23 protein-coding genes and 2 pseudogenes are annotated in these 20,932 nt (G+C 59.9%); 19 read left to right on the forward strand and 6 right to left on the reverse strand.

Annotated elements, in window-relative coordinates; all coding sequences use genetic code 11:
- Positions 1-386 precede the first annotated feature (386 nt).
- The 6 genes from RHM58_RS02350 (at position 387) to RHM58_RS02375 (ending at position 6,790) form a co-directional block, all read left to right on the forward strand.
- Positions 387-863 (forward strand): formate dehydrogenase subunit gamma, encoded by a 477-nt coding sequence (locus RHM58_RS02350; RefSeq protein WP_322269572.1) that lies wholly within the window; start codon positions 387-389, stop codon positions 861-863.
- Positions 860-2,392 carry a formate dehydrogenase beta subunit gene (locus tag RHM58_RS02355; RefSeq protein ID WP_322269574.1) on the forward strand — a complete coding sequence of 511 codons (1,533 nt, stop codon included), beginning with the start codon at positions 860-862 and terminating at the stop codon, positions 2,390-2,392. The genes RHM58_RS02350 and RHM58_RS02355 overlap by 4 nt, the downstream gene beginning before the upstream one ends.
- On the forward strand, positions 2,389-5,271 hold the full coding sequence (fdhF, locus tag RHM58_RS02360; protein ID WP_322269575.1) for a formate dehydrogenase subunit alpha: 2,883 nt from the start codon (positions 2,389-2,391) through the stop codon (positions 5,269-5,271). Before RHM58_RS02355 ends, fdhF begins: the two co-directional genes overlap by 4 nt.
- A complete protein-coding gene (locus tag RHM58_RS02365) occupies positions 5,268-5,489 on the forward strand; it encodes a formate dehydrogenase subunit delta (protein ID WP_322269576.1) in 222 nt (73 codons plus the stop codon). The genes fdhF and RHM58_RS02365 overlap by 4 nt, the downstream gene beginning before the upstream one ends.
- A gap of 183 nt (positions 5,490-5,672) precedes the next feature.
- Complete coding sequence (locus tag RHM58_RS02370; RefSeq protein ID WP_322269577.1) at positions 5,673-6,023, forward strand: hypothetical protein; 351 nt, start codon at positions 5,673-5,675, stop codon at positions 6,021-6,023.
- Between the two features lie 32 nt (positions 6,024-6,055).
- Complete coding sequence (locus tag RHM58_RS02375; protein WP_322269578.1) at positions 6,056-6,790, forward strand: hypothetical protein; 735 nt, start codon at positions 6,056-6,058, stop codon at positions 6,788-6,790.
- 39 nt (positions 6,791-6,829) lie between these two features.
- On the opposite strand, the gene RHM58_RS02380 is transcribed toward RHM58_RS02375, so the two are convergent.
- Complete coding sequence (locus tag RHM58_RS02380; RefSeq protein ID WP_322269580.1) at positions 6,830-8,197, reverse strand: sensor histidine kinase; 1,368 nt, start codon at positions 8,195-8,197, stop codon at positions 6,830-6,832.
- Positions 8,194-8,904, reverse strand: a complete 711-nt coding sequence (locus RHM58_RS02385; RefSeq protein WP_322269581.1) for a response regulator transcription factor — start codon at positions 8,902-8,904, stop codon at positions 8,194-8,196. Before RHM58_RS02385 ends, RHM58_RS02380 begins: the two co-directional genes overlap by 4 nt.
- Positions 8,905-9,070: 166 nt before the next feature.
- On the opposite strand from RHM58_RS02385, the gene RHM58_RS02390 reads away from it, so the two are divergent.
- The 3 genes from RHM58_RS02390 (at position 9,071) to RHM58_RS02400 (ending at position 12,092) form a co-directional block, all read left to right on the forward strand.
- Positions 9,071-9,859, forward strand: a complete 789-nt coding sequence (locus RHM58_RS02390) for a VacJ family lipoprotein (RefSeq protein ID WP_322269582.1) — start codon at positions 9,071-9,073, stop codon at positions 9,857-9,859.
- Positions 9,849-10,112 (forward strand): hypothetical protein, encoded by a 264-nt coding sequence (locus RHM58_RS02395; protein WP_322269583.1) that lies wholly within the window; start codon positions 9,849-9,851, stop codon positions 10,110-10,112. The genes RHM58_RS02390 and RHM58_RS02395 overlap by 11 nt, the downstream gene beginning before the upstream one ends.
- Before the next feature lie 78 nt (positions 10,113-10,190).
- Positions 10,191-12,092 (forward strand): alkaline phosphatase D family protein, encoded by a 1,902-nt coding sequence (locus RHM58_RS02400; protein ID WP_416195316.1) that lies wholly within the window; start codon positions 10,191-10,193, stop codon positions 12,090-12,092.
- 19 nt (positions 12,093-12,111) lie between these two features.
- On the opposite strand, the gene RHM58_RS33905 is transcribed toward RHM58_RS02400, so the two are convergent.
- Complete coding sequence (locus RHM58_RS33905) at positions 12,112-12,372, reverse strand: LysE family translocator (protein ID WP_416195317.1); 261 nt, start codon at positions 12,370-12,372, stop codon at positions 12,112-12,114.
- Positions 12,261-12,719, reverse strand: a pseudogene (locus tag RHM58_RS02405) (LysE family translocator); the annotation flags it as partial. The gene RHM58_RS33905 and the pseudogene RHM58_RS02405, both read right to left, overlap by 112 nt.
- A 104-nt stretch (positions 12,720-12,823) precedes the next feature.
- Here RHM58_RS02405 and gcvA point away from each other — a divergent pair.
- The 6 genes and pseudogenes from gcvA (at position 12,824) to RHM58_RS02435 (ending at position 16,002) form a co-directional block, all read left to right on the forward strand.
- Positions 12,824-13,740 (forward strand): annotated as a pseudogene (gene gcvA, locus RHM58_RS02410) (transcriptional regulator GcvA).
- 32 nt (positions 13,741-13,772) lie between these two features.
- Entirely contained in the window at positions 13,773-14,276 is a 504-nt protein-coding gene (locus RHM58_RS02415) for an adenylate kinase (protein WP_242486330.1), read from the forward strand.
- A 22-nt stretch (positions 14,277-14,298) separates the two neighbouring features.
- Entirely contained in the window at positions 14,299-14,730 is a 432-nt protein-coding gene (locus RHM58_RS02420; protein ID WP_322269587.1) for a bleomycin resistance protein, read from the forward strand.
- Positions 14,715-15,299: a DedA family protein gene (locus RHM58_RS02425; RefSeq protein WP_201256294.1), complete on the forward strand. Its 585-nt coding sequence runs from the start codon at positions 14,715-14,717 to the stop codon at positions 15,297-15,299. Before RHM58_RS02420 ends, RHM58_RS02425 begins: the two co-directional genes overlap by 16 nt.
- Before the next feature lie 197 nt (positions 15,300-15,496).
- Positions 15,497-15,751, forward strand: coding sequence for a type II toxin-antitoxin system prevent-host-death family antitoxin (locus RHM58_RS02430; protein ID WP_090180373.1), 255 nt, complete (start codon positions 15,497-15,499; stop codon positions 15,749-15,751).
- Positions 15,748-16,002, forward strand: a complete 255-nt coding sequence (locus RHM58_RS02435) for a Txe/YoeB family addiction module toxin (protein ID WP_322269588.1) — start codon at positions 15,748-15,750, stop codon at positions 16,000-16,002. The genes RHM58_RS02430 and RHM58_RS02435 overlap by 4 nt, the downstream gene beginning before the upstream one ends.
- A gap of 8 nt (positions 16,003-16,010) precedes the next feature.
- Here RHM58_RS02435 and RHM58_RS02440 read toward each other — a convergent pair whose 3' ends face one another.
- The gene (locus tag RHM58_RS02440) at positions 16,011-17,186 is read right to left on the reverse strand and encodes an aspartate aminotransferase family protein (protein ID WP_201256292.1); all 1,176 of its coding nucleotides are present in this window, start codon (positions 17,184-17,186) and stop codon (positions 16,011-16,013) included.
- A 102-nt stretch (positions 17,187-17,288) separates the two neighbouring features.
- Between RHM58_RS02440 and RHM58_RS02445 the strand changes: the two genes are divergently transcribed.
- From RHM58_RS02445 to RHM58_RS02460, 4 genes are all read left to right on the forward strand, one after another.
- The gene (locus RHM58_RS02445; RefSeq protein ID WP_201256291.1) at positions 17,289-18,194 is read left to right on the forward strand and encodes a LysR family transcriptional regulator; all 906 of its coding nucleotides are present in this window, start codon (positions 17,289-17,291) and stop codon (positions 18,192-18,194) included.
- Between the two features lie 75 nt (positions 18,195-18,269).
- A complete protein-coding gene (locus tag RHM58_RS02450; RefSeq protein WP_201256290.1) occupies positions 18,270-19,283 on the forward strand; it encodes a sensor domain-containing diguanylate cyclase in 1,014 nt (337 codons plus the stop codon).
- A complete protein-coding gene (locus RHM58_RS02455) occupies positions 19,280-19,684 on the forward strand; it encodes a GNAT family N-acetyltransferase (RefSeq protein ID WP_322269589.1) in 405 nt (134 codons plus the stop codon). Before RHM58_RS02450 ends, RHM58_RS02455 begins: the two co-directional genes overlap by 4 nt.
- 58 nt (positions 19,685-19,742) lie before the next feature.
- Complete coding sequence (locus RHM58_RS02460; RefSeq protein WP_416195318.1) at positions 19,743-20,225, forward strand: GNAT family N-acetyltransferase; 483 nt, start codon at positions 19,743-19,745, stop codon at positions 20,223-20,225.
- Here the strand turns inward: RHM58_RS02460 and msrA are convergent.
- On the reverse strand, positions 20,220-20,927 hold the full coding sequence (gene msrA / locus RHM58_RS02465; protein ID WP_201256287.1) for a peptide-methionine (S)-S-oxide reductase MsrA: 708 nt from the start codon (positions 20,925-20,927) through the stop codon (positions 20,220-20,222). The two genes, RHM58_RS02460 and msrA, sit on opposite strands and share 6 nt — an antisense overlap.
- Between the last annotated feature and the right edge of the window lie 5 nt (positions 20,928-20,932).

A 20,932-nucleotide genomic window follows, 5' to 3' on the forward strand; every position in this document is an offset into this window, starting at 1 on the left:
TTTTGCCGTCTTGCCGTCCACTTACAGCAAAGGGGGACAGACCCATTCCTGCACACTGTAGTGGGCGGATGTGCGGCGCTTGTGCCACAAATCATTTCAGACAGTGCGCGCCTTCGGCAGTGCTCTTCTAGACTTAACGGGTGGTCGTGGAAAGAACCAAGCACGTCGCTTTTGTACAGTTGAATCAATGCCAGCGTGGCAAGCTTCAATTTATGCCCTGAACAGGTGCGGCAAAGACCGCGCCGGGCCCAACAAGATGCCCAATCAGGGTGCCTGGCCAACGGCCTGAAAATGCCACGATACCGTGACGTGGTGTGAACGCCGCAGCCGACACTTTCGGACAACCGACAACCGCCTGGTTTGTCCGTGACCGTGAGGAATGCTGTATGCCTGATGAGATGTTGCAATTGCCTATGCTTCACAGCTTGCTGGAGCGCCACAAAGGCTCCGCTGGCGCACTGTTGCCGATTCTTCATGAGATTCAGGCGGGCATCGGTTATATCCCCGATGCCGCCATCCCCGAGATTGCCCACGCCCTTAACCAGAGTCAGGCGGAGATTCGTGGGGTGATCAGCTTTTACCATGACTTCCGCACCGCGCCGCCGGCCCGGCATATCCTGCGTCTGTGCCGGGCTGAGTCCTGCAAGAGTCGCGGTGCCGAGCAGCTAGCGGCGCAGTTGCGCGAACGTCTGCAACTGGACGACCACGGCAGCAGTGCCGACGGCAATATCAGTTTGCGGCCGGTTTATTGCCTTGGCGCTTGTGCCTGTTCGCCCGCTCTGGAGCTGGATGGTCAGGTGCATGCGCGGCTAAGTGCCGAGCGTCTGGATGCGCTGCTTGATGCTTGCCGGGAGGACGTATGAGCCTCTATCTATCCTGTGATTCTCTTGCCCGCGCCGTGGGTGCTGATGAGGTGGCGCTGGCCCTTGCCAGTCTGGACCTGCAACGCACCAGTTCCCGTGGCCTGTATTGGCTGGAACCGCTGCTGGAAGTCGACACCCCGCAAGGTCGGATCGGCTTCGGCCCGCTGACCGCTGCCGATGTGCCTTCGGTGCTTGATGCCCTGAAAGGCGAGCCGTCCGCCCATCCGCTGGCCTTGGGCTTGGTGGAAGAGCTGCCTTATCTGAAGACCCAACAACGCCTGCTGTTCGCACGCGCCGGTATTACCCGGCCGCTGTCCCTGGACGATTACCGAACCCACGGCGGTTTCGAGGGTTTAACAAGGGCCGTCGCCATCGGTGGCGAGCAGACCGCGACGGAGGTATTCGACTCAGGCCTACGCGGCCGTGGCGGCGCAGCGTTCCCAGCCGGGATCAAGTGGCGCACGGTGCGCGCCACCCAGGCTGCGCAGAAATACATTGTGTGCAACGCCGACGAAGGCGACTCCGGCACTTTCGCCGATCGCATGCTGATGGAAGGCGATCCTTTCCTGCTGATCGAAGGCATGGCCATTGCCGGCATCACCGTCGGCGCCAGTTACGGCTACATCTATGTGCGCTCGGAATATCCACAGGCCGTGGCGACCCTGCGCGAGGCGCTGGATATCGCCCGGGCCAACGGTTACCTCGGCGCCAATGTCGGCGGCAGCGGCCTGGCTTTCGATATGGAAGTACGGGTCGGGGCCGGCGCCTATATCTGCGGTGAAGAAACCGCGCTGCTGGACTCCCTCGAAGGCAAGCGCGGGATTGTCCGCGCCAAGCCGCCGATCCCGGCTCTGAAGGGTTTGTTCGGTTTGCCAACCCTGGTGCACAACGTGCTGACGCTGGCCTCGGTGCCGCTGATTCTGGCCAAGGGCGCGCAGTTCTATCGCGATTACGGCATGGGCCGTTCCCTGGGCACGATGCCTTTCCAGTTGGCAGGCAATATTCGTCACGGCGGCCTGGTGGAACGGGCCTTTGGCCTGACCTTACGGGAACTGGTGGAAGGTTACGGCGGCGGCACCGCCAGTGGCCGGCCGCTGAAGGCCGCGCAGGTTGGCGGTCCTCTCGGCGCCTGGGTGCCACCGGTGCACTTCGACACACCGCTGGATTACGAAGCGTTCGCCGGCATCGGTGCGATGCTCGGTCACGGTGGTGTGGTGGTGGCGGACGACACCTTGGACATGGCCCACATGGCGCGCTTCGCCTTGCAGTTCTGCGCCGAGGAATCCTGTGGCAAATGCACCCCATGCCGAATCGGCTCGACCCGCGGCGTGGAGGTGATCGACCGACTGCTGGCTGCGCCTGACCAGAGCGCTCGCGATGAGCAAGTGATCATCCTCAAGGACCTGTGCGACACGATGCAATACGGTTCGCTGTGCGCGTTGGGCGGCATGGCCCCGTTTCCGGTCGTCAGCGCCCTCAAGTACTTCCCCGCCGACTTCGGTCTGCAATCTTCGGAGGCCGACCAATGATCACTCTCTTCGACCCGAACACCGATATCGACCTGGGCACTCCGGCTCGCGAAAGCGACGTGCAGGTGACGCTGAACATCGACGGCCGCAGCATCAGCGTGCCCGAAGGTACTTCGGTGATGCGCGCCGCCGCGTTGCTGGGCACAACCATTCCGAAACTGTGTGCCACCGACAGCCTGGAAGCCTTCGGCTCCTGCCGCATGTGCCTGGTGGAGATCGATGGCATGCGCGGCTACCCGGCGTCCTGCACCACGCCGGTCAGCGAAGGCATGAGCGTCCACACGCAGACGCCGAAGCTTGCCACTCTGCGCCGCAATGTCATGGAGCTATACATCTCCGATCACCCGCTGGACTGTCTGACCTGCTCGGCCAACGGCAATTGCGAACTACAAACCGTCGCTGGCCAGGTCGGCCTGCGGGAGGTGCGTTACGGCTACGAAGGTGAGAACCATCTGGCCGACGTCAAGGACACGTCCAACCCTTACTTCGACTACGACCCGAGCAAGTGCATCGTCTGCAACCGCTGCGTGCGCGCCTGCGAAGAAACCCAGGGTACGTTTGCCCTGACCATCACCGGGCGCGGGTTTGAATCCCGGGTTGCGGCCGCCGGTGGCGATAACTTCCTCGACTCGGAATGCGTGTCCTGCGGCGCCTGTGTGCAGGCCTGCCCGACCGCGACCCTGATGGAAAAAAGCGTAGTCGAACTCGGCCAGCCCGAACGCAGCGTGATCACCACTTGTGCCTATTGCGGGGTGGGCTGCTCGTTCCGCGCCGAGATGAAAGGCGACAAGCTGGTGCGCATGGTTCCCGACAAAAACGGTCAGGCCAACCACGGCCATTCCTGCGTCAAAGGTCGCTTTGCCTGGGGCTACGCCACCCACCCGGATCGCATCACCAAACCGATGATCCGCAAACACATCAACGACCCGTGGCAGGAAGTCAGCTGGGACGAAGCGGTGACCTACGCCGCCAGCGAATTCCGCCGGTTGCAGCAAAAGTACGGCCGCGATTCGATTGGTGGCATCACCTCCAGCCGCTGCACCAACGAAGAAACCTACCTGGTGCAAAAACTGGTGCGTGCCGCGTTCGGCAACAACAACGTCGACACCTGCGCGCGGGTCTGCCACTCGCCGACCGGCTATGGCCTGAAACAAACCCTGGGCGAATCGGCCGGCACTCAGAGCTTCGACTCGGTGATGCAGGCCGACGTGATTCTGGTGATGGGCGCCAACCCCAGCGACGCGCACCCGGTGTTCGCATCCCAACTTAAACGGCGCCTGCGTGAAGGCGCGCGGCTGATCGTTATCGACCCACGACGGATTGATCTGGTGGACTCGGCGCATGCCCGCGCCGAACTGCACTTGGCCCTGCGCCCGGGCACCAACGTCGCCATGCTTAACGCCCTGGCCCACGTCATCGTCACCGAGGGTCTGCTTGACCAGGCCTTTATCGACGCCCGTTGCGAGGGCAGCGATTTTGCCCGCTGGAGCGAGTTGGTCAGCCGCGCGGAAAACTCGCCGGAAGTCCTTGGCGAGATCTGCGGCGTAGCCCCGGCCGACATCCGTGCCGCCGCCCGTTTGTATGCCACCGGCGGCAACGCAGCGATCTACTACGGCCTGGGCGTCACCGAGCACAGCCAGGGCAGCACGGCGGTCATGGGCATCGCCAACCTGGCCATGGCCACGGGCAACATCGGCCGCGAAGGCGTGGGCGTGAACCCGCTGCGTGGGCAGAACAACGTTCAGGGCTCCTGCGACATGGGCTCCTTCCCCCACGAGTTACCCGGCTACCGGCACATCTCCAACGAGGTGGTTCGGGCGCAGTTCGAACAGGCCTGGAACGTGACCCTGCAACCCGATCCGGGCCTGCGCATTCCCAACATGTTCGAGGCCGCCCTTAGCGGCAGCTTTAAGGGCCTGTATTGCCAGGGCGAAGACATTGCCCAGAGCGACCCTAATACCCAACACGTGACCGCGGCGCTGTCGGCCATGGAATGCATCGTGGTGCAGGATATTTTCCTCAACGAAACCGCCAAGTTCGCCCACGTGTTCCTGCCGGGCAGCTCGTTCCTGGAAAAAGACGGCACCTTCACCAACGCCGAGCGACGCATTTCGCGCGTGCGCAAAGTCATGGAACCGCTGGGCGGCAAGGCCGACTGGGAAGGCACGGTGGCCCTGGCCAACGCGCTGGGTTACCCGATGAGCTACAAGCACCCGTCAGACATCATGGATGAAATCGCCAGCCTGACGCCAACCTTCACCAACGTCAGCTACGCCTCCCTGGATCGCCACGGCAGCCTGCAATGGCCGTGCAACGCGGCGGCACCGGACGGCACGCCGACCATGCACATCGAAGAATTCGTGCGCGGCAAAGGCCGTTTCATGCTCACCGGTTATGTGCCCACCGAGGAAAAGGTCAACAATCGCTACCCTCTTCTGCTGACCACCGGGCGCATCCTCAGCCAGTACAACGTCGGCGCCCAGACCCGGCGTACCGAGAACGTCGCCTGGCACGACGAAGACCGCCTGGAAATCCACCCGACCGACGCGGAGAGCCGTGGCATCAACGAAGGTGACTGGGTCGGCATCGGCAGCCGCGCCGGCCAAACTGTCCTGCGCGCGCGGGTCACCGAACGGGTCGCCCCAGGCGTGGTGTACACCACCTTCCACTTCCCGGAATCGGGGGCCAACGTGATCACCACCGACAACTCCGACTGGGCCACCAACTGTCCGGAGTACAAGGTCACCGCCGTGGAAGTCAGTCGCGTCTACCACCCTTCCGAATGGCAAAAACGCTATCAGGCCTTCAGCGACGAACAGGACCGTCTGCTTAAAGACCGCCGCCATGCACGTGATGGCAAAGCCGAGGTGCGCCGATGAGCACTGACAACCTGATCAAAATGGTCAACCAGATCGCCCAATACTTCGCCAGTGAACCGGACCAGAAACAGGCGGTGCTCGGCGTACGTAATCATCTGCAAATGTACTGGACGCCCGGCATGCGCAAGGAATTGCTAGCCTGGCAGACGGAGCATCATGGGGCCGACTTGCACCCGCTGGCGCAGGCGGCGGTCAGCGGGGCGGGCTGGGAGGCTTAGGTTTAAGCGATCCTTGAAATGAGCCCCGAGTTTTTCGGGGCTTTTTTATATCTGCCATTAACTGTTTTTCAAATAAACCCGGACCTGATCCTTTACGCGAATGAGAGTAGTAGCGCGTGGCTACTATTTTGGTATCTTGCCAACCACTGGCTGCAGGAGTACGCCGAAAAAGGACAGGATTGAATGGAAAAGATGGTGTTCGTCAGCGCAAGTTTCCTGATGTGGTTATGGGTAGAGCACGAAAATAGAAACTGGTCTAAACCCTTCGTCTTCTTTGCGTGCGCCATCAGTGGCCTGATCGTGGGCACCGTGGTGCTGACACTGTTTCAAGCTGCATTGTCGTTGCCGTTCCTTCACCCGGACATCATGCCCTGGACCCTGTTGATCATGTCGTCCATGGGTATTGGTTTTGGTATATGGCATTGGATTACGGCGGGCCGCAGACAATTTTCCACTCAACTGTTGGGTGGATTGTGTGGCAGTTTCGCCGCGTGGACGACGGGTTCATTTCTCGCCACGTATTTACAGCTTTAGAGCGAATGGTCGAGCAGTTTGCAAACTAAGGAATGGATGGCATGGAGTTTTTGCGGTTTTTGGTGTTCGCGATAGTTTGGGGATTCATGTGGCGCTGGGTGGTCAAGAATCGCGGCAGTTGGCCTGTGGCTTTCGGTCATATCGCCGGAGCAGTTTCGGGGTTTATGGTCGGGGCGGTGGTGTTGTCCATCACGTTGTCGATTTTTCCATCGAAGCCCAAGCCTGAACAGGCCGTGTCTGCGGCGACCGAAGTATCGACGCCCGCAAAGCAAGTTGCGGCTGCCGCTACGGCTGACAACCTGCCGGCGTTTGTTTATGCGCCAACTGAAGCCAAAAGTGAGGACTCTCCTCCCGAGTCGGCCCTGTTGCCCTTCAACAAAAGCTCGCTGCCCAAGACACTCTCCGAGAAAATGATCCGCGACTTATTGCCGGAAAACGGGCGCAGCCTGCTGGATGCGATGCAGCAAAAAATCGGTGACAAGGCCGATGCCGACAAGTCACTACTTGCACTCACCCTGTGCCAAGTCTTTATCAGCGGCAAACTTCGTTATCCGCAGTCGGGACATTTGTCCGACTCGCCCGGCGCCATCTCCCAACGCTTCAAGGATCAGACTTACACCGTCCACGGCCGTTTGACCGCGGATAACAACGTGGGCAAAACCGTCCCTTACAAATTCGAATGCTCATTGCAATATCTGGCTAACGAGGACGGTGACTACGCGCGATGGCATCTGCTTGATTTGAAGGTTGCCGAGAGCGACCGTTAGGAAGTTCCAGGTTCGGTGTAACGTTGGGGGCGGCACCTATCAGCGGATAAGTGCCACCTGCACCGGCAATACCACCATCGCCGCCAACCCACCCTTCGCCCGATTACGCAGCGTCAACTCTCCGCCATGCTCCAACACAATCGCTCGCGCCGCGGATAACCCCAATCCAACGCCGCCAGTGCTTTTATTGCGCGACCCTTCCAACCGAAAGAACGGCGCAAACACCTGTTCAAGGCTGGCTTCAGGAATACCCGGCCCACCATCCAGGACTTTGATCCGCACCTGCCCGGCATTCGAGCTCAGTTCAACGGCCGGCTCGCTGCCGTACTTGATCGCGTTATCCAGCAGATTGGTCATCACCCGCTTAAGCCCCAACGGTCGACCGAAATACACCATCCGCTGCGGCCCGGCGAAACCAATATCAACGCCCTGATCCCGATAATCATCCAGCAAGGTTTGCAACAGTTCCGCCAGATCAAACGAGGTGGCCGGTTCGAGCCGGGCATCGTCGCGGAAGAACTCCAGCGCGGAGTTGATCATGTCCTGCATTTCATCCACGTCACGAAACAGCCGCTGTTGTTGCTCAGTGTCTTCAATGAATTCGCCACGCAAGCGCATCCGCGTCAGGGGCGCGCGCAGGTCGTGAGAGATGGCGGCGAGCATTTGCGTGCGGTCGCGGATGAAGTGTTGCAACTGCGCCTGCATCGCATTGAACGCGAGGATCGCCTGGCGGATTTCGTGGGGGCCAAGCGGCTCGATGGGCGGTGCGCGGAAGTCGGTGCCGAAGCGGCGGGCGCCTTCGGTGAAGCGTTGCAAAGGGGTCGCGAGGCGGCGGGTGGCGATCAGCGCGACGAGGGCGGTGGAGATCAGCACCAGCAGCAGGACGATCGAATAACGGGGCACATCGTCGAGCCCCCAACTGCGCGAGGGCGCGGAGAACATCAGCCATGACCCGTCCGGCAGTTCGATCAACAGCGCGTAGCGCGCGTCCGCCTGGTGCTCCGGCCAGTCGGCCGGCTGATAGACCTCGATCCGCCGACTGGCGGATTTAAGCAACGGCCGCAAAACCATCGAGCCGGTTTCAAACCTTGGATCTGCCACCGCAGGCAGATTGAGATCGTGCCGATCAAGGTGCCAACTGGCGGTGAAACCTTCATCGCTGACGGCTTGCGCCAATTGCTTGCGCAGTGGCACCGGGGCGGCGTCGATGAGGCGGGTGATGGCCGCGATTTTTTCCAGCAAGCCGATTTCGGTCAGCGGCGGACGCGCCCACACACCCGCCAGTTGGATAAACAACCCGTTGAGCGCCAGCGAAATGAGCATGGCCAGGATAATCGTCAACGCGATCCAGCGCGCCACCGTGTCTTGCGGCCAGTTTCGGGCGCGCACCCGCTGCAGCCAGCTCATCGCCGGGTCACGCTGGGCGTGAACAGGTAACCGCCATTGCGCACGGTGCGGATCATTGCCGGCCGCTTGGTATCGGATTCGAGCTTGCGCCGCAGGCGGCTGACCTGAACGTCGATGCTGCGATCAAACGCCTCGTGACTGTGCCCACGCGCCAGGTCCAGCAACTGCTCGCGGGTGAGGATGCGTTGCGGGTGTTCGACAAACACCAGCAGCAAGTCGAACTCTCCGGCCGACAGCGGGATCATCACGTTGTCCGGCGAGCGCAGTTCACGGCGTGTGACGTCCAGGTGCCAGTCGGCGAAATCGATCAGTGGCCGTGGCCGCTCTTGCAACACCGGGCGCCGCTCATCCACGCGGCGCAACACGGCGCGCACCCTGGCCAGCAGCTCGCGGGCGTCGAAGGGTTTGGTCAGATAATCATCGGCGCCGAGCTCGAGCCCTACCACCCGATCACTGAGTTCGCCCATGGCCGTCAGCATGATCACCGGCATGGCGTGGCGAATGCGCAGTTGCTGGCACAGGATCAGCCCGCTGTCGCCCGGCAACATCACATCAAGAATGATCAGGTCCGGCGGCTGTCGCTCGATGGCCGCCCACAACGACGCGCCGTCGGTGGCGACTTCGACGCTGTAGCCGTGTTGCACGAAGAATTTTTTCAGCAGATCGAGGACCTCAAGGTCGTCGTCCACAATTAAAAGGCTGTTCACCGAAGGTCACTTAAGGGCCGAATGGAGCCGCCATCTAAAACCATTCACGGCAGCCCGTCATATATTTCAATCGTGCAATAAAGCGTCACCGGCGCAATAAACCAGACATCTTTGTGCAAGGCGTGGGGCTCAGCATCTCGGCGAATTCCTCCCGAGACTTGCATCCATGTTGCCTTTCAAGTGTGCTCCCTGGCTGGCCCGCAACACCTCGATTGCCGTACTGGCCGCAGGGCTGTCGGGTTGCAGCAGCCAACCGCCGTCCACCACCGTGACCTGTGCCGAAATCAACTATTCGGTGTACGACCCGGCGGAACCGATCAATCGCGGCGTCTTCGCCTTCAACCGGGTGCTCGACGACTACGCACTGGCGCCGGTCGCTCGCGGCTACCGCTACTCGCCGGATTTTTTCCAGGCAGGTGTGCATAACTTTGTAGCGAACTTTGGCGAGCCCAAGGTCTTTATCAATGACCTGCTGCAAGGCAACCCGATGCGCTCGGTCAATACCCTGGGGCGTTTCGCGCTCAACACCACCGTCGGAGTGGTGGGTTTGATCGACGTCTCCGGCATGGCCGGCATCCCGCGTCACAACGCGGACTTCGGCCAGACCTTCGGCGTGTGGGGCATCGGCAATGGCCCGATCGTCGAACTGCCGTTGCTGGGCACCTCCAACAGCCGCGACGCGGCGGGACGTGTGCTGAGTTTTGTGGTCGACCCATTTGGCAGCAACAGCGATACCGTGGACACGCTCGCCACTCTCAACCTGGTCGGCGGCATCGTCGATGGTCGGGCCGAAGCGTTACCACTGACCGACAGCCTGCAAAAACTGCCGGATTACTACAGTGCCTTGCGCAATGTGGTTGCCGAGCATCGCGCCGCTTACGTGGCCGATGGCAAACAAGGCTCGCCGCACACGAGCAAGCCACAATGCACGGGAGCACCCGCCGATGGCTTCTGAAAATAGAGGTTTGATTCTGCAGCAACGGCTGATCCGCCACGACCCGGCCAATCTGCACTGCCGGGAAATCAACCTGCGCCTGTCAGCAGACTGCCGCCAGTTGGTGCTCAGCCGCTACACCGAGCATTACGGCCCGGCGCTGGTGCGCTGGATCGAACGCAGTCACACGGTGTCGGTGACCGACCTGTTTCGCTGGCTCGTGGCCAATGGCGAGGCGGACGTTATGAAAATTGGTACACAGCCGCTGCCGTGATGGTTGGCATCCGGCCAGTTGCGATTCATTGACATCAGCTGCGCTATTATTCCGCGACTCTTTGTAGCCAGAACCCGGATATCCATGTCTTTGCCGCTGCCTGACGCTCATCAATCCTTGCCCCCGGTGTTGGTCGGGCCGCTGTTACGGCGCCTGGAGCCTACGCGGCTGGTGCTGTGGTTGGTGGGGTCGCGAGCACTGTCGCTGACGTTGCGCCTGCAAGGTGTCGGCGACATTCGTCTGGACGCCGGGCAATGCGTGGTTGTCCCGGTTGGCACCCATGCTTTTGTGCACTTGATCGATGTGCCGCTGGACACCGCCCTGCCCTGCGACACCCTGATCAACTACGACCTGTTGATTGATAACAAGGGCATCGCCGACTGGGCACCTCATCTGCGGTACGGTAACGCCGCGTCTCCAAACTTCGTGTTGCGCTCAACAATCGATCAACTGCTGCACGGTTCCTGCCGTAAGCCTCATCACCCGGCGGCGGACGGTTTGCTGTGTGTCGATCGTCTGTTGGCGGCTGAACATGTAGCGACAGAGCGCCCGGCCCTGTTGATGATGAGCGGCGACCAGGTCTACGCCGACGACGTCGCTGGGCCGATGCTGCGGGCCATTCATGCCTTGATCCAGCGGCTGGGGTTGTTCGACGAACACCTCGAAGGCGCCGTGGTCAGCGACAGCGCCAGGCTCTACGAGCACCCGGCCAGTTACTACCATCGTGCGGATTTGTTACCGGCGCTTGAGAGCAACGAAACCCTGCGCGAGCGATTTTTCGGCGGCGCCCGTAAGCCGATTTTCACCAGCAGCAGCGCCGACAATCACCTGGTGACCTTCGCCGAAGTCATCGCCATGTACCTGTTGGTCTGGTCGTCGACACCCTGGACGTTGATCGATCCGAAGCCGCCAGCACTGACGGCCGAAAGACTTGAACGTTATGCCCTTGAACAGACCCGTATCGACGCCTTCAAGGCTGGCCTGTGCGGCGTTGGCCGGGCGATGGCGCACCTGCCGTGCCTGATGATTTTCGATGACCACGATGTCACCGATGACTGGAATCTTTCCGCGCAATGGGAGGAAACGGCCTACGGGCATCCGTTCTCCAAGCGCATCATCGGGAACGCGCTACTCGCCTATCTGCTGTGCCAGGGTTGGGGCAACAATCCGGATGCGTTCGCAGGCGTGTTAGAGAAAACCCGTCTGTTGAGCAGCACCAGCCAATACCTCGACAGCGCCATCCAGGATGACCTGATCGACGAATTGCTGAGCTTCCAGAACTGGCATTACGTGTTGCCGACCACTCCCGCCCTGGTGGTGCTGGATACTCGTACTCGGCGCTGGCGCAGCGAGATGAACCTCAAGCAACCCTCGGGTCTGCTGGACTGGGAAGCCCTCAGCGAGTTGCAACAGGACCTGTTGGATCACCCATCGGCAATCATCGTTTCGCCAGCGCCGATCTTCGGCGTCAAACTGATCGAGACCGTACAAAAAGTGTTCAGTTGGTGCGGTTATCCTCTGCTGGTAGACGCCGAAAACTGGATGGCCCATCGCGGCGCGGCCCAGGTCATCCTGAACATTTTCCGACACTCGCGCACACCCGGTAACTACGTGGTGCTGTCGGGTGATGTGCATTATTCCTTCGTCTACGAAGTCCTGATCCGACACCGCAAGGCCGGCCCGCGCATCTGGCAGATCACCAGCAGCGGGATCAAAAACGAATTCCCGCGAGCCCTGCTCGAATGGTTCGACCGCCTCAACCGCTGGCTCTACTCGCCACGTTCGCCGCTTAACTGGTTGACCAAACGTCGACGCATGCGCATCGTCCCGCACATACCCGAACACGCTGAAGCGGGCGAGCGGTTATGGAACTCGGCGGGGATTGGCCAGGTGCTGTTTAATGAAAAAGGCCAGCCGCGGGAGATCTATCAGCACAATGCCGATGGTTCGCCGCGCACGCGCATGGTTGCGCCTGAATAGCCGCCCATAGGACCCCAGGCTATTTAGTGGCAGACGCCATCAATACGCCGAAACCAAAGAAAGTCATGCCGGACAGTTTTCCGGCAATCCTGGCGCCGCGCGCAGTGGAGAGCCAGCCACGCGCGCCATTGGCCATGAGTGCGTAACCGCTATGGACCAACACCACCAGCAGGCTGTAAGAAGACACCAACAAAAAGAACTGAGCGTAATAGTTTCCGGTCGGTTTGATGAACTGAGGAAACACCGCCAGAAAAAGAAGCCGGCCTTGGGGTTCAGTAATTGAATCGACAAGGCTTCGACAAACCGGCGCCATGGACGAGAGGACGTAACGCTGAGTTCGGGGATAAAACGCTGGGTTCGCCACATCTTGATCCCCAGGTACAACAGGTACAGCGCGCCCGCATACTTCAACACTGTGAAAGCCGTTGCAGACGTCGCGAGAATCAGTCCTGCACCGCTGGCTGAAATCCCGGCAACGATAAACGCCCCCAAGGCGATACCACAAATGCCCGGCAGCGAGCCCGCCCAGCCATGACGCAACGCATTGGAAATCGTCAACACCACACCGGGGCCGGGGCTTAGTACGGTTAACGTGGCAAGTATCAAAAACAGTCCGTAACTGGCCATGCTTGGCTCCTGATCCGCAATCCTCTGAACGGCTGCAGATTGGCGGGACGAAACAAGCCTGACAAACGCTTTAATTGCGCCTCATATGTGACTAAATTAGACACATGATCGCCAACCTTCCCCCACTCAATGCCGTTCGCGCCTTTGCCGCCGCCGCTCGCCATGAGAGCTTCAGCCGCGCAGCCGAAGAACTGCATGTCAGCCACAGTGCCGTCAGCCGCCACGTCAAGTTGCTCGAAGAGCATTTGGGTGTGTTGTTGTTTGAACGCCGAACCCGGCAATCATTGCTGACGCCCGCCGGTCAGGCGTTCTACGAGCAAGTCAGCCTGGCGCTGGCTCAGATCGCCAATGCGGCGACGAACCTGAAAAATGCACGGGGGTGCGCAAGGTAAAAATCAATGTGCGCCCCTCCTTCGCGGTGCGCTGGCTGATCCCACGGTTGCCTGCGTTCATGGCGCTGCATCCCGATATTCAGCCTGAGGTTGTCACCAGCACCTTGTCCCCGGATCAGACCCGAGAACGCTTCGACGTGGTCATCCGGCGAGGTGAAACCGATTGGGCTAACAACATCCAGCCGCAGGTCCTTCTGGACGACGACATTATTCTGGTGGCGACCCCTTCACTGATTCAGAACACACCGCTGAACAGCCCTGGAGACCTGCTTGAGCACACGCTGTTGACCGGCCGCACTCGCAGTCTGGACTGGCAGAACTGGGCCAGACACGCGGGCATTGCCATACGGCGCCATCAACCGGTGTTGAAGTTCGATCACATGCACCTGGTACTTCAAGCTGCCGTTGATGGGCTCGGCGTTGCGCTGTGCCCGACCTCTCTGTTGGGAAAGGACTTGGCCACCGGGCGCCTGATATGCCCTTTTCCCGAACTGCGGCTGCCATTGACCCGCTATTACTACGGCGTCTCACAGGACGCCGGGCGCGACGCGCAGGTCTTTATTGACTGGATGTTCTCCAGGATCCAACAGGATGTCGCGGATAACGGCCCAAAATTGCCATTGCAGTAAACGGCTTTATGAGTAGGAACAAACATCACAGCATGAACCTCACCCGAACCCTGATCATCGGCAACTCTGGCTCAGGCAAAAGTTGGCTGGCCCAGCGACTGGCCGAACAGCAGCACGTGCAGTGGACTGATCTTGACTTGATTCACTGGGTTTCAGACGAACACAGCATCGCCCGCCCTCGCGCCGAAGCCTTGGGCATGGCGCGAGTGGCTGCCAGTGAAGAGGCTTGGGTGATTGAGGGCGTTTACGGCTGGATCGTCAGCGAACTCCTGCCTCAAGCGACTGCGCTGATCTGGCTGAATCTGGAAGACGACGATTGCGTGGCCCGGATTCATCAACGAGAGGCGCAACGCGACGCCAACGACGCGTTGCTGATAGCGTTACTGGAATGGGCCGGCAGCTATCATAGTCGCGAAGGGTCCAGCGGATTTTCGGGCCATCTACGGCTGTACGAAGGGTTCGCCGGTTCGAAACTTCAACTGACGGGCCAGGCTGACATCACTGCGTTTATGAGTGCAATGCAACAACCCGACTGACCCCAATCACCCAAGGATGCGTATGTTTGCACGAAGCAAGTTAGTCCCCGAGTTGATGGTCACCGAGCTCCATAAAAGCCTACACTTCTGGACCTCGCTGATCGGTTTCAACATCGCCTACGAACGCCCGGAAGCTGGCTTCGCCTACCTCGATCAAAGTGGCATTCAACTGATGCTTGAGCAATACGACCCAAACGAAGACCAATGGCTTTCCGGTCCGTTGGAAGCACCGTTGGGGCGCGGCATCAATTTTCAGATCACCGTCAATTCAGTCGAACCAATTCTCCAGCGGCTGGCCGAAGTTCAATGGCCGATGTTTCGTCCTTGCGCCGATGTCTGGTATCGCGCGGATGCGGTCGAAGTCGGCCAGCGTGAGTTTCTGGTTCAGGATCCGGACGGATACTTGGTCCGGTTGGTGGAAAGCCTTGGGGAACGACCATGTTTGAACACATAGATCTCCACTATCTGCTGGCCACTTACGGCTATTGGGCAGTGTTCTTCGGCTGTTTGCTGGAGGGCGAAACCATCCTGATTCTGGGTGGCATGGCGGCTCATCAACACTTGCTGCACCTGTGGCCGGTGATTGGCTGGGCCAGCCTGGGCGGGATGTTGGGCGATCAGTTGCTGTTCTGGAGCGGACGTTATTTCGGCGGACGACTGTTGCCGCGCCTGAAGCGCCAACAAGCGTCGATTGATCGAGTGACAGGGTTGATCGCGCGTTACCCGTCGACCTCGGTGTTTGCCGTGCGTTTTCTCTATGGCATGCGGCTGGTCGGGCCGATGGTCATTGGAGCCAGTGGCCTGTCGCCGTTGCGGTTCACGCTGTTGAATGCGGTGGGCGCCGTGGTCTGGGCCACCGTGTTCGCCAGCGCTGGATACTGGGCCGGCGAAGCGCTGCACAGTATGTTGGGCAATCTGAAACCCTATCGCCTGCCGATTGCACTGGGGGTTGTGGTGTTGGCGATGGTGATTGCGCTGGTTCGGCATTGGCGCAAGAAGGTCAAAGAGCGTCGCGTTTTGTGAGTCGCTCCAAAGACATTAGGGGCGACCACATGACTATCGGAATGGGATTACAGCGGTTGCGGAAACGTCTCGAAGAACCTTCGGCGATACTCAGTACAAGCGTGGATGCATCGTCTGCGTAACGACCACTCGTAGGTATCGCCTTGTCATCCTGTACTCATTTTTGTACGTTCTTTGCATTGAGCGAGGACTACACCATGCAAACAATCAACTACACCACCGCGCGTGCACATCTGGCCGAAACCATGGATCGGGTCAACGAAGACCGTGCGCCATTGTTGGTGACCCGGCAGAAGGGTGAACCCGTGGTGATGATGTCTTTGGCGGAGTACAACGCGCTAGAAGAGACCGCATATTTGCTCCGTTCCCCAGCCAATGCTGAACGCTTGATCAAATCGATCAGCAACCTGCGGGCAGGGAAAACCAAAGCCAGGCAACTCATCGAAGAATGAATATCGAGTCCACTCCTAAAGGTTGGGACGACTATCTGTGGTTCCAGCAAAACGATAAGGCCGGGCTCAAACGGATCAACTTGTTGATCAAAGCGATTCAGCGTGAGCCTTTCAACGGACCCGGTAAGCCGGAGCCTCTCAAACACAATCTGAGTGGTTTCTGGTCCCGCCGGATTACAGCTGAGCATCGCTTGGTCTATGCGATTGACGATGACAGGGTTCAAATCGTGATGTGCAGATACCACTACTGAATATAGATTCAGACCGATATCAGCGCCCGGCAAACCCCTCTAACAATCATCTCCACTTCCCGCTCATCAATCGTCAGCGGTGGCAGCAGGCGAATGGTTTTGCCGCGGGTCACGTTGATCAGCAGGCCATGATCCCGTGCGGCGATCAGGGTCAGGTCGCGGATCGGTTGGGCGAGTTCGATGCCGATCATCAAGCCTTGGCCGCGGATCGCCAGGACGTTCGGGTCATCGGCCAGTTCGACGCGTAATCTGGCGAGCAGGCGTTCGCCTTGCAACCGGGCATTCTCTAACAGACCTTGTTCTTCGATGATGTCCAGCACAGTGCAACCGACCCGGCAGGCCAGTGGGTTACCGCCGAACGTGCTGCCATGGCTGCCGGGGGTGAACAGGTCCGCCGCTCGGCCCCGAGCAAGACAGGCGCCAATGGGTACGCCGTTACCCAGGCCTTTGGCCAAGGTCATGACGTCCGGGACAATGCCTTCGTGTTGGAACGCGAACCATTGGCCGGTGCGGCCGATGCCGGTCTGGATTTCGTCGAGCATCAACAGCCACGAGCGCCGGTTGCAGAGTTCGCGCACAGCCTTGAGGTAACCGGGCGGCGCCAGTTGCACACCGCTTTCGCCCTGGATCGGCTCCATCAGGATGGCCACGATCCTTGGGCCGTGGGCCTGTTGCACTTTGTCCAAAGCGTTGAGGTCGCCGAACGGCACTTTGACGAAATCCCCCGGCAGTTCATTGAAACCCAGGCGTACCGCCGGGCCGTCGCTGGCGGATAAAGTGCCGAGGGTCCGGCCGTGGAAGGCGTTCTCCATGACCACCACCAGCGGCTGCTCGATGCCTTTGTGCCAGCCGTAAAGCCGTGCGAGTTTCAGCGCCGTCTCGTTGGCTTCGGCACCCGAGTTATTGAAAAACGCCCGCTCCATGCCCGATAGCCGAGTCAGTTTTTCCGCCAGTCGCTGCTGCCAGTCGATGCTGTAAAGGTTCGAGGTGTGCAACAGCAACCCGGCCTGTTCGCTGATGGCCGAGACGATTTTTGGATGAGAGTGACCAACGTTGGTCACCGCTACGCCCGCCACTGCGTCCAGATACTCGCGACCGGCCTGATCCCACAGGCGCGTGCCCAGGCCTTTGATGAAACTCAGGGCCAGCGGTTGGTAAGTGGTCATCAGGCAGGCGGTGGTCATGGCATCAAGCTCCAGCAATGGTCGGTGTTTTTGCAGTATGGTTAGCCACCTGAGCTGGATAAACGCTGCAATACTTCAATCATTTAAAAGCTGGGCTTGATAATGGATCTGTTCCAGGCAATGACCGTTTACGTCCGCGTGGTGGAAACCGGCAGCATGACCGCCGCCGCATTGCAGTGCGAAATGTCCACGACCATGGTTGGCAATCACCTGCGCGCCCTGGAGCAACGTCTCGGCGTGCGTCTGCTCAACCGTACGACCCGGCGCCAGCGCTTGACGGAGTTTGGCACCGCGTATTATCAGCGCTGCCTCGAAGTGCTGGGGCTGGTGGCCGACTCTGAACGCCTGGCGGAACAAACCCTCGACGAGCCGAGCGGCACGCTGCGCATCACCGCGCCGCTGACCTTTGGCACTGAGCGGCTCGCGCCCGCACTCAGCGAATTCGCTTTGCGCTGCCCGCAGGTCAAGCTCGACGTGGTGCTCACCAACGGCCGCCCGGATCTGCTGGAGAACGGCTTCGATGCAGCCATTCGCCTGGGCGCAATCGAGCCGTCCAACATGATTGCCCGCCCCCTCATCGACTACACCCTGACGATGTGCGCCTCCAAGGAGTACCTCGCGCGTCGGGGCACACCGCAAAAACCCGAAGATCTGCAACACCACGACTGCCTGGCCTTTGCCTATCCGGCCGGAGATGACTGGCACTCGGTGGAAAAACAGTGGCGACTGACCGGCCCCGAAGGCGAGGTCCTTGTGGCGGTCAGCGGCCCGATGCTGATCAACAGCTCGGCGGGCCTGCATCAAGCGGCGCGAACCGGCATGGGTATCGTGATGGTGCCCGACGCACTGGTGGAGCAAGACCTGAAGGACGGAAAACTGGTGGCCTTGATGCAGGACTACCAACTGCCGAGCCGGCCAATGCATCTGGTCTACGCCCAGGATCGCTACCGGTTGCCAAAACTGCGCAGCTTCGTCGACTTCGCCATGCAGATGTGGGGCAAGTACTAGCGGCGCCGATGTGCCATGGACTACTCTGCTCGGCGGGCAAAAGACATCGATATAAGGGCGGCAAGGAGAGCGGTGATGGGCGACGCATCGAATATCGAATCGTTGAAGTTCAATCTGTCGGACTTCAACGAAGACATGCTGCACACCATTATGGAACTGGTCAGCGATGGCATCTGGGACTGGAACGCCAACACCGGTTTCGTCTATCGCAATCCCGGGTGGTACGAGATGCTCGGCTACGCGCCGCACTCCCTCGACAACACGGTGCTGACTTGGGAAACCGTGATGCACCCCGACGATTATTCGCGGGTCATGGCCTCGTTCGACGACTACCTGAGTCAGCGCACGCCCGGCTATCAGGCCGAGTATCGCTGCCGCATGCAGGATGGTTCCTACATCTGGATCGAAGATCGCGGCTACATCCTGGCCCGCAATGCCGATGGCTCGGTGGCGCGGATGGTCGGGGCGCACCGCAGCATCGAAGACAAGAAGCGCCTGCTCGAAGAACTGGAGCGACGCAATCACTCCCTCGAAGCCCTCGTCGAAGAACGCACCCGTGAGCTGTCCCGGGTCAATCAACAGCTGCAAATCCAACTCGAAGAAAACCGCAAACTGGCAGAAACCGATGCACTGACTTCGGTTGCCAATCGCTATCGCCTGGAAAAAGCCCTGCCTCAGGAGTGCGACCGCGCCCAGCGCTTCCGCCTACCGCTGTCGCTGATCGCCATGGACATCGACGATTTCAAAACCATCAACGATCACTACGGCCACGCGTTGGGCGATGCGGCGTTGGTGCATGTGGTCGAGTGCCTGAAAAGCTGCGTACGCGAAGGCGATATTCTGGCCCGCTGGGGCGGCGACGAATTCATCATGATCCTGCCCAATACTCTGCTGGCCGATGCCCGTGAGGTCGCTGAAAAAATCCGTTTGGGCCTGGCGAGCCTGCTGCCGGTCGGGGACTTTCAGGTGACCATGAGTTTTGGCGTGGCTCAGCGCTTTGACGAGGAACAACAGACCGGACTGCTGGCCAGGGCCGATCAGGCGCTGTATCGGTCCAAGGTGATGGGCAAGAATGTAATTTCAGGATGACGACTGCCTTGCATGTCCGCGATGTAAAGCCTTCGCAAATCGAATCCGTCTGGTTGTTTCTTGGAGACAATGGCTGGGGCCACCGCACCGGTTCAGCCGAGTATTTTGCGCAACTGATCACCCACTCCCAACGCACGGCCGTTGCCATGAAGGGTTCGCAGATCGTCGGATTTGCGCGAGGCATTACCGATGGGTTGTCCAACGGTTATCTGTCGATGGTGGTCGTGTGTGGGCAGCATCGACGTGAAGGTGTTGGCCGCGCGCTGGTTGAGCATGTCATGGGTGAAAACCGCGACATCACTTGGGTGCTGCGTGCAGGCCGGGAAGGTGCTTCGGAGTTTTTCTCCAGTCTGGGTTTTGAGACATCGACCATTGCCATGGAGCGTTCGCGTAGCAAGTAACTCAACATGCCTTCACCTACACAATTAAACGCCAAGGAAAGCCAATGACATCCCCTCCCTGTATCGCCGGGCAACTCCGGACGATCTCCTCGCCATTTGCGAACTGGGCCAACAACTCAACAGCCTCCACCACCGTGAACGACCGGACATCTATGCGCCGGCCACCGAGGACTTCGCACGGGACAGCGCTCACTGGCAGCCCTATCTCGACAGCGAGCATCAGGTGACCTTCCTCGCCGAGCAGGCTGGCAAAGCGATCGGGTTCATCACCGTGCAAGTCACTTCGTTCAACAGCCCGTTGATTCAGAATCAACAGGTGGTCCGGGTGGGCTCGGTCTGTGTTGACGACAATGCTCGTGGCCAAGGCGTTGGGCGTGCTTTGATGGAGCGCGCTCAAGCCTGGGCCGTCCAACAGGGCGCCTCGGATCTTCGACTCACCGTTTGGGCATTCAACGCTCCGGCACTGCGGCTGTATGAAGAACTGGGTTATGAGATGCGAGCGTTCGAAATGGGCAAGCGCCTGAACGAATCACATTTATGACCCTGCCTTCACCAACACCGCTTTCTCCTGATACCGATCCGGATACAGCTGCTTCAACTGCGCCACTTTCGGCATATCGTTGATCACGATGTACGGATAGGTCGGATGCTCGGTGAGGAAGTCCTGATGATAATCCTCCGCCGGGTAGAAGCCGTTGTAGGTTTCCAGTTTAGTGACGATGGGTTTGTTGAATGAATGCGCGGCGTCGAGTTGGGCGATATAGGCCTTGGCGACGCGTTGCTGTTCAGCGTTCTCCGGGAAAACTGCCGAGCGATACTGGGTGCCGCTATCAGGCCCCTGACGGTTGAGCTCCGTCGGGTTATGGGCCACCGAGAAGTAGATTTGCAGCAAGGTGCCATAGCTGACCTGAGTAGGGTCGAAGGTGACTTCGACCGATTCCGCATGACCGGTGTCGCCATCGCTGACCCGCTCGTATTGAGCGGTGTTGGCCGCGCCACCGGCATAACCGGAGACGGCTTTCTTCACGCCTTTGACGTGCTGGAACACGCCTTGCACACCCCAGAAGCAACCGCCCGCAAAGACTGCCGTTTCGCTGTGGGCCTGGGTGGTTTCATCGAGTGCGGGTGGCGCAATAACCACGGCGTCTTCAGAGGCACCGAAAGAGAACGCCGAGCATTGACCGATAACGCTGGTCGCAGCCAGGGCCAGCAAGGTACGGCGCCAGGTGAATAAGGTTTTCATGGGGC

Source organism: Pseudomonas sp. 10S4, assembly GCF_034344865.1.
Lineage (GTDB): Bacteria > Pseudomonadota > Gammaproteobacteria > Pseudomonadales > Pseudomonadaceae > Aquipseudomonas.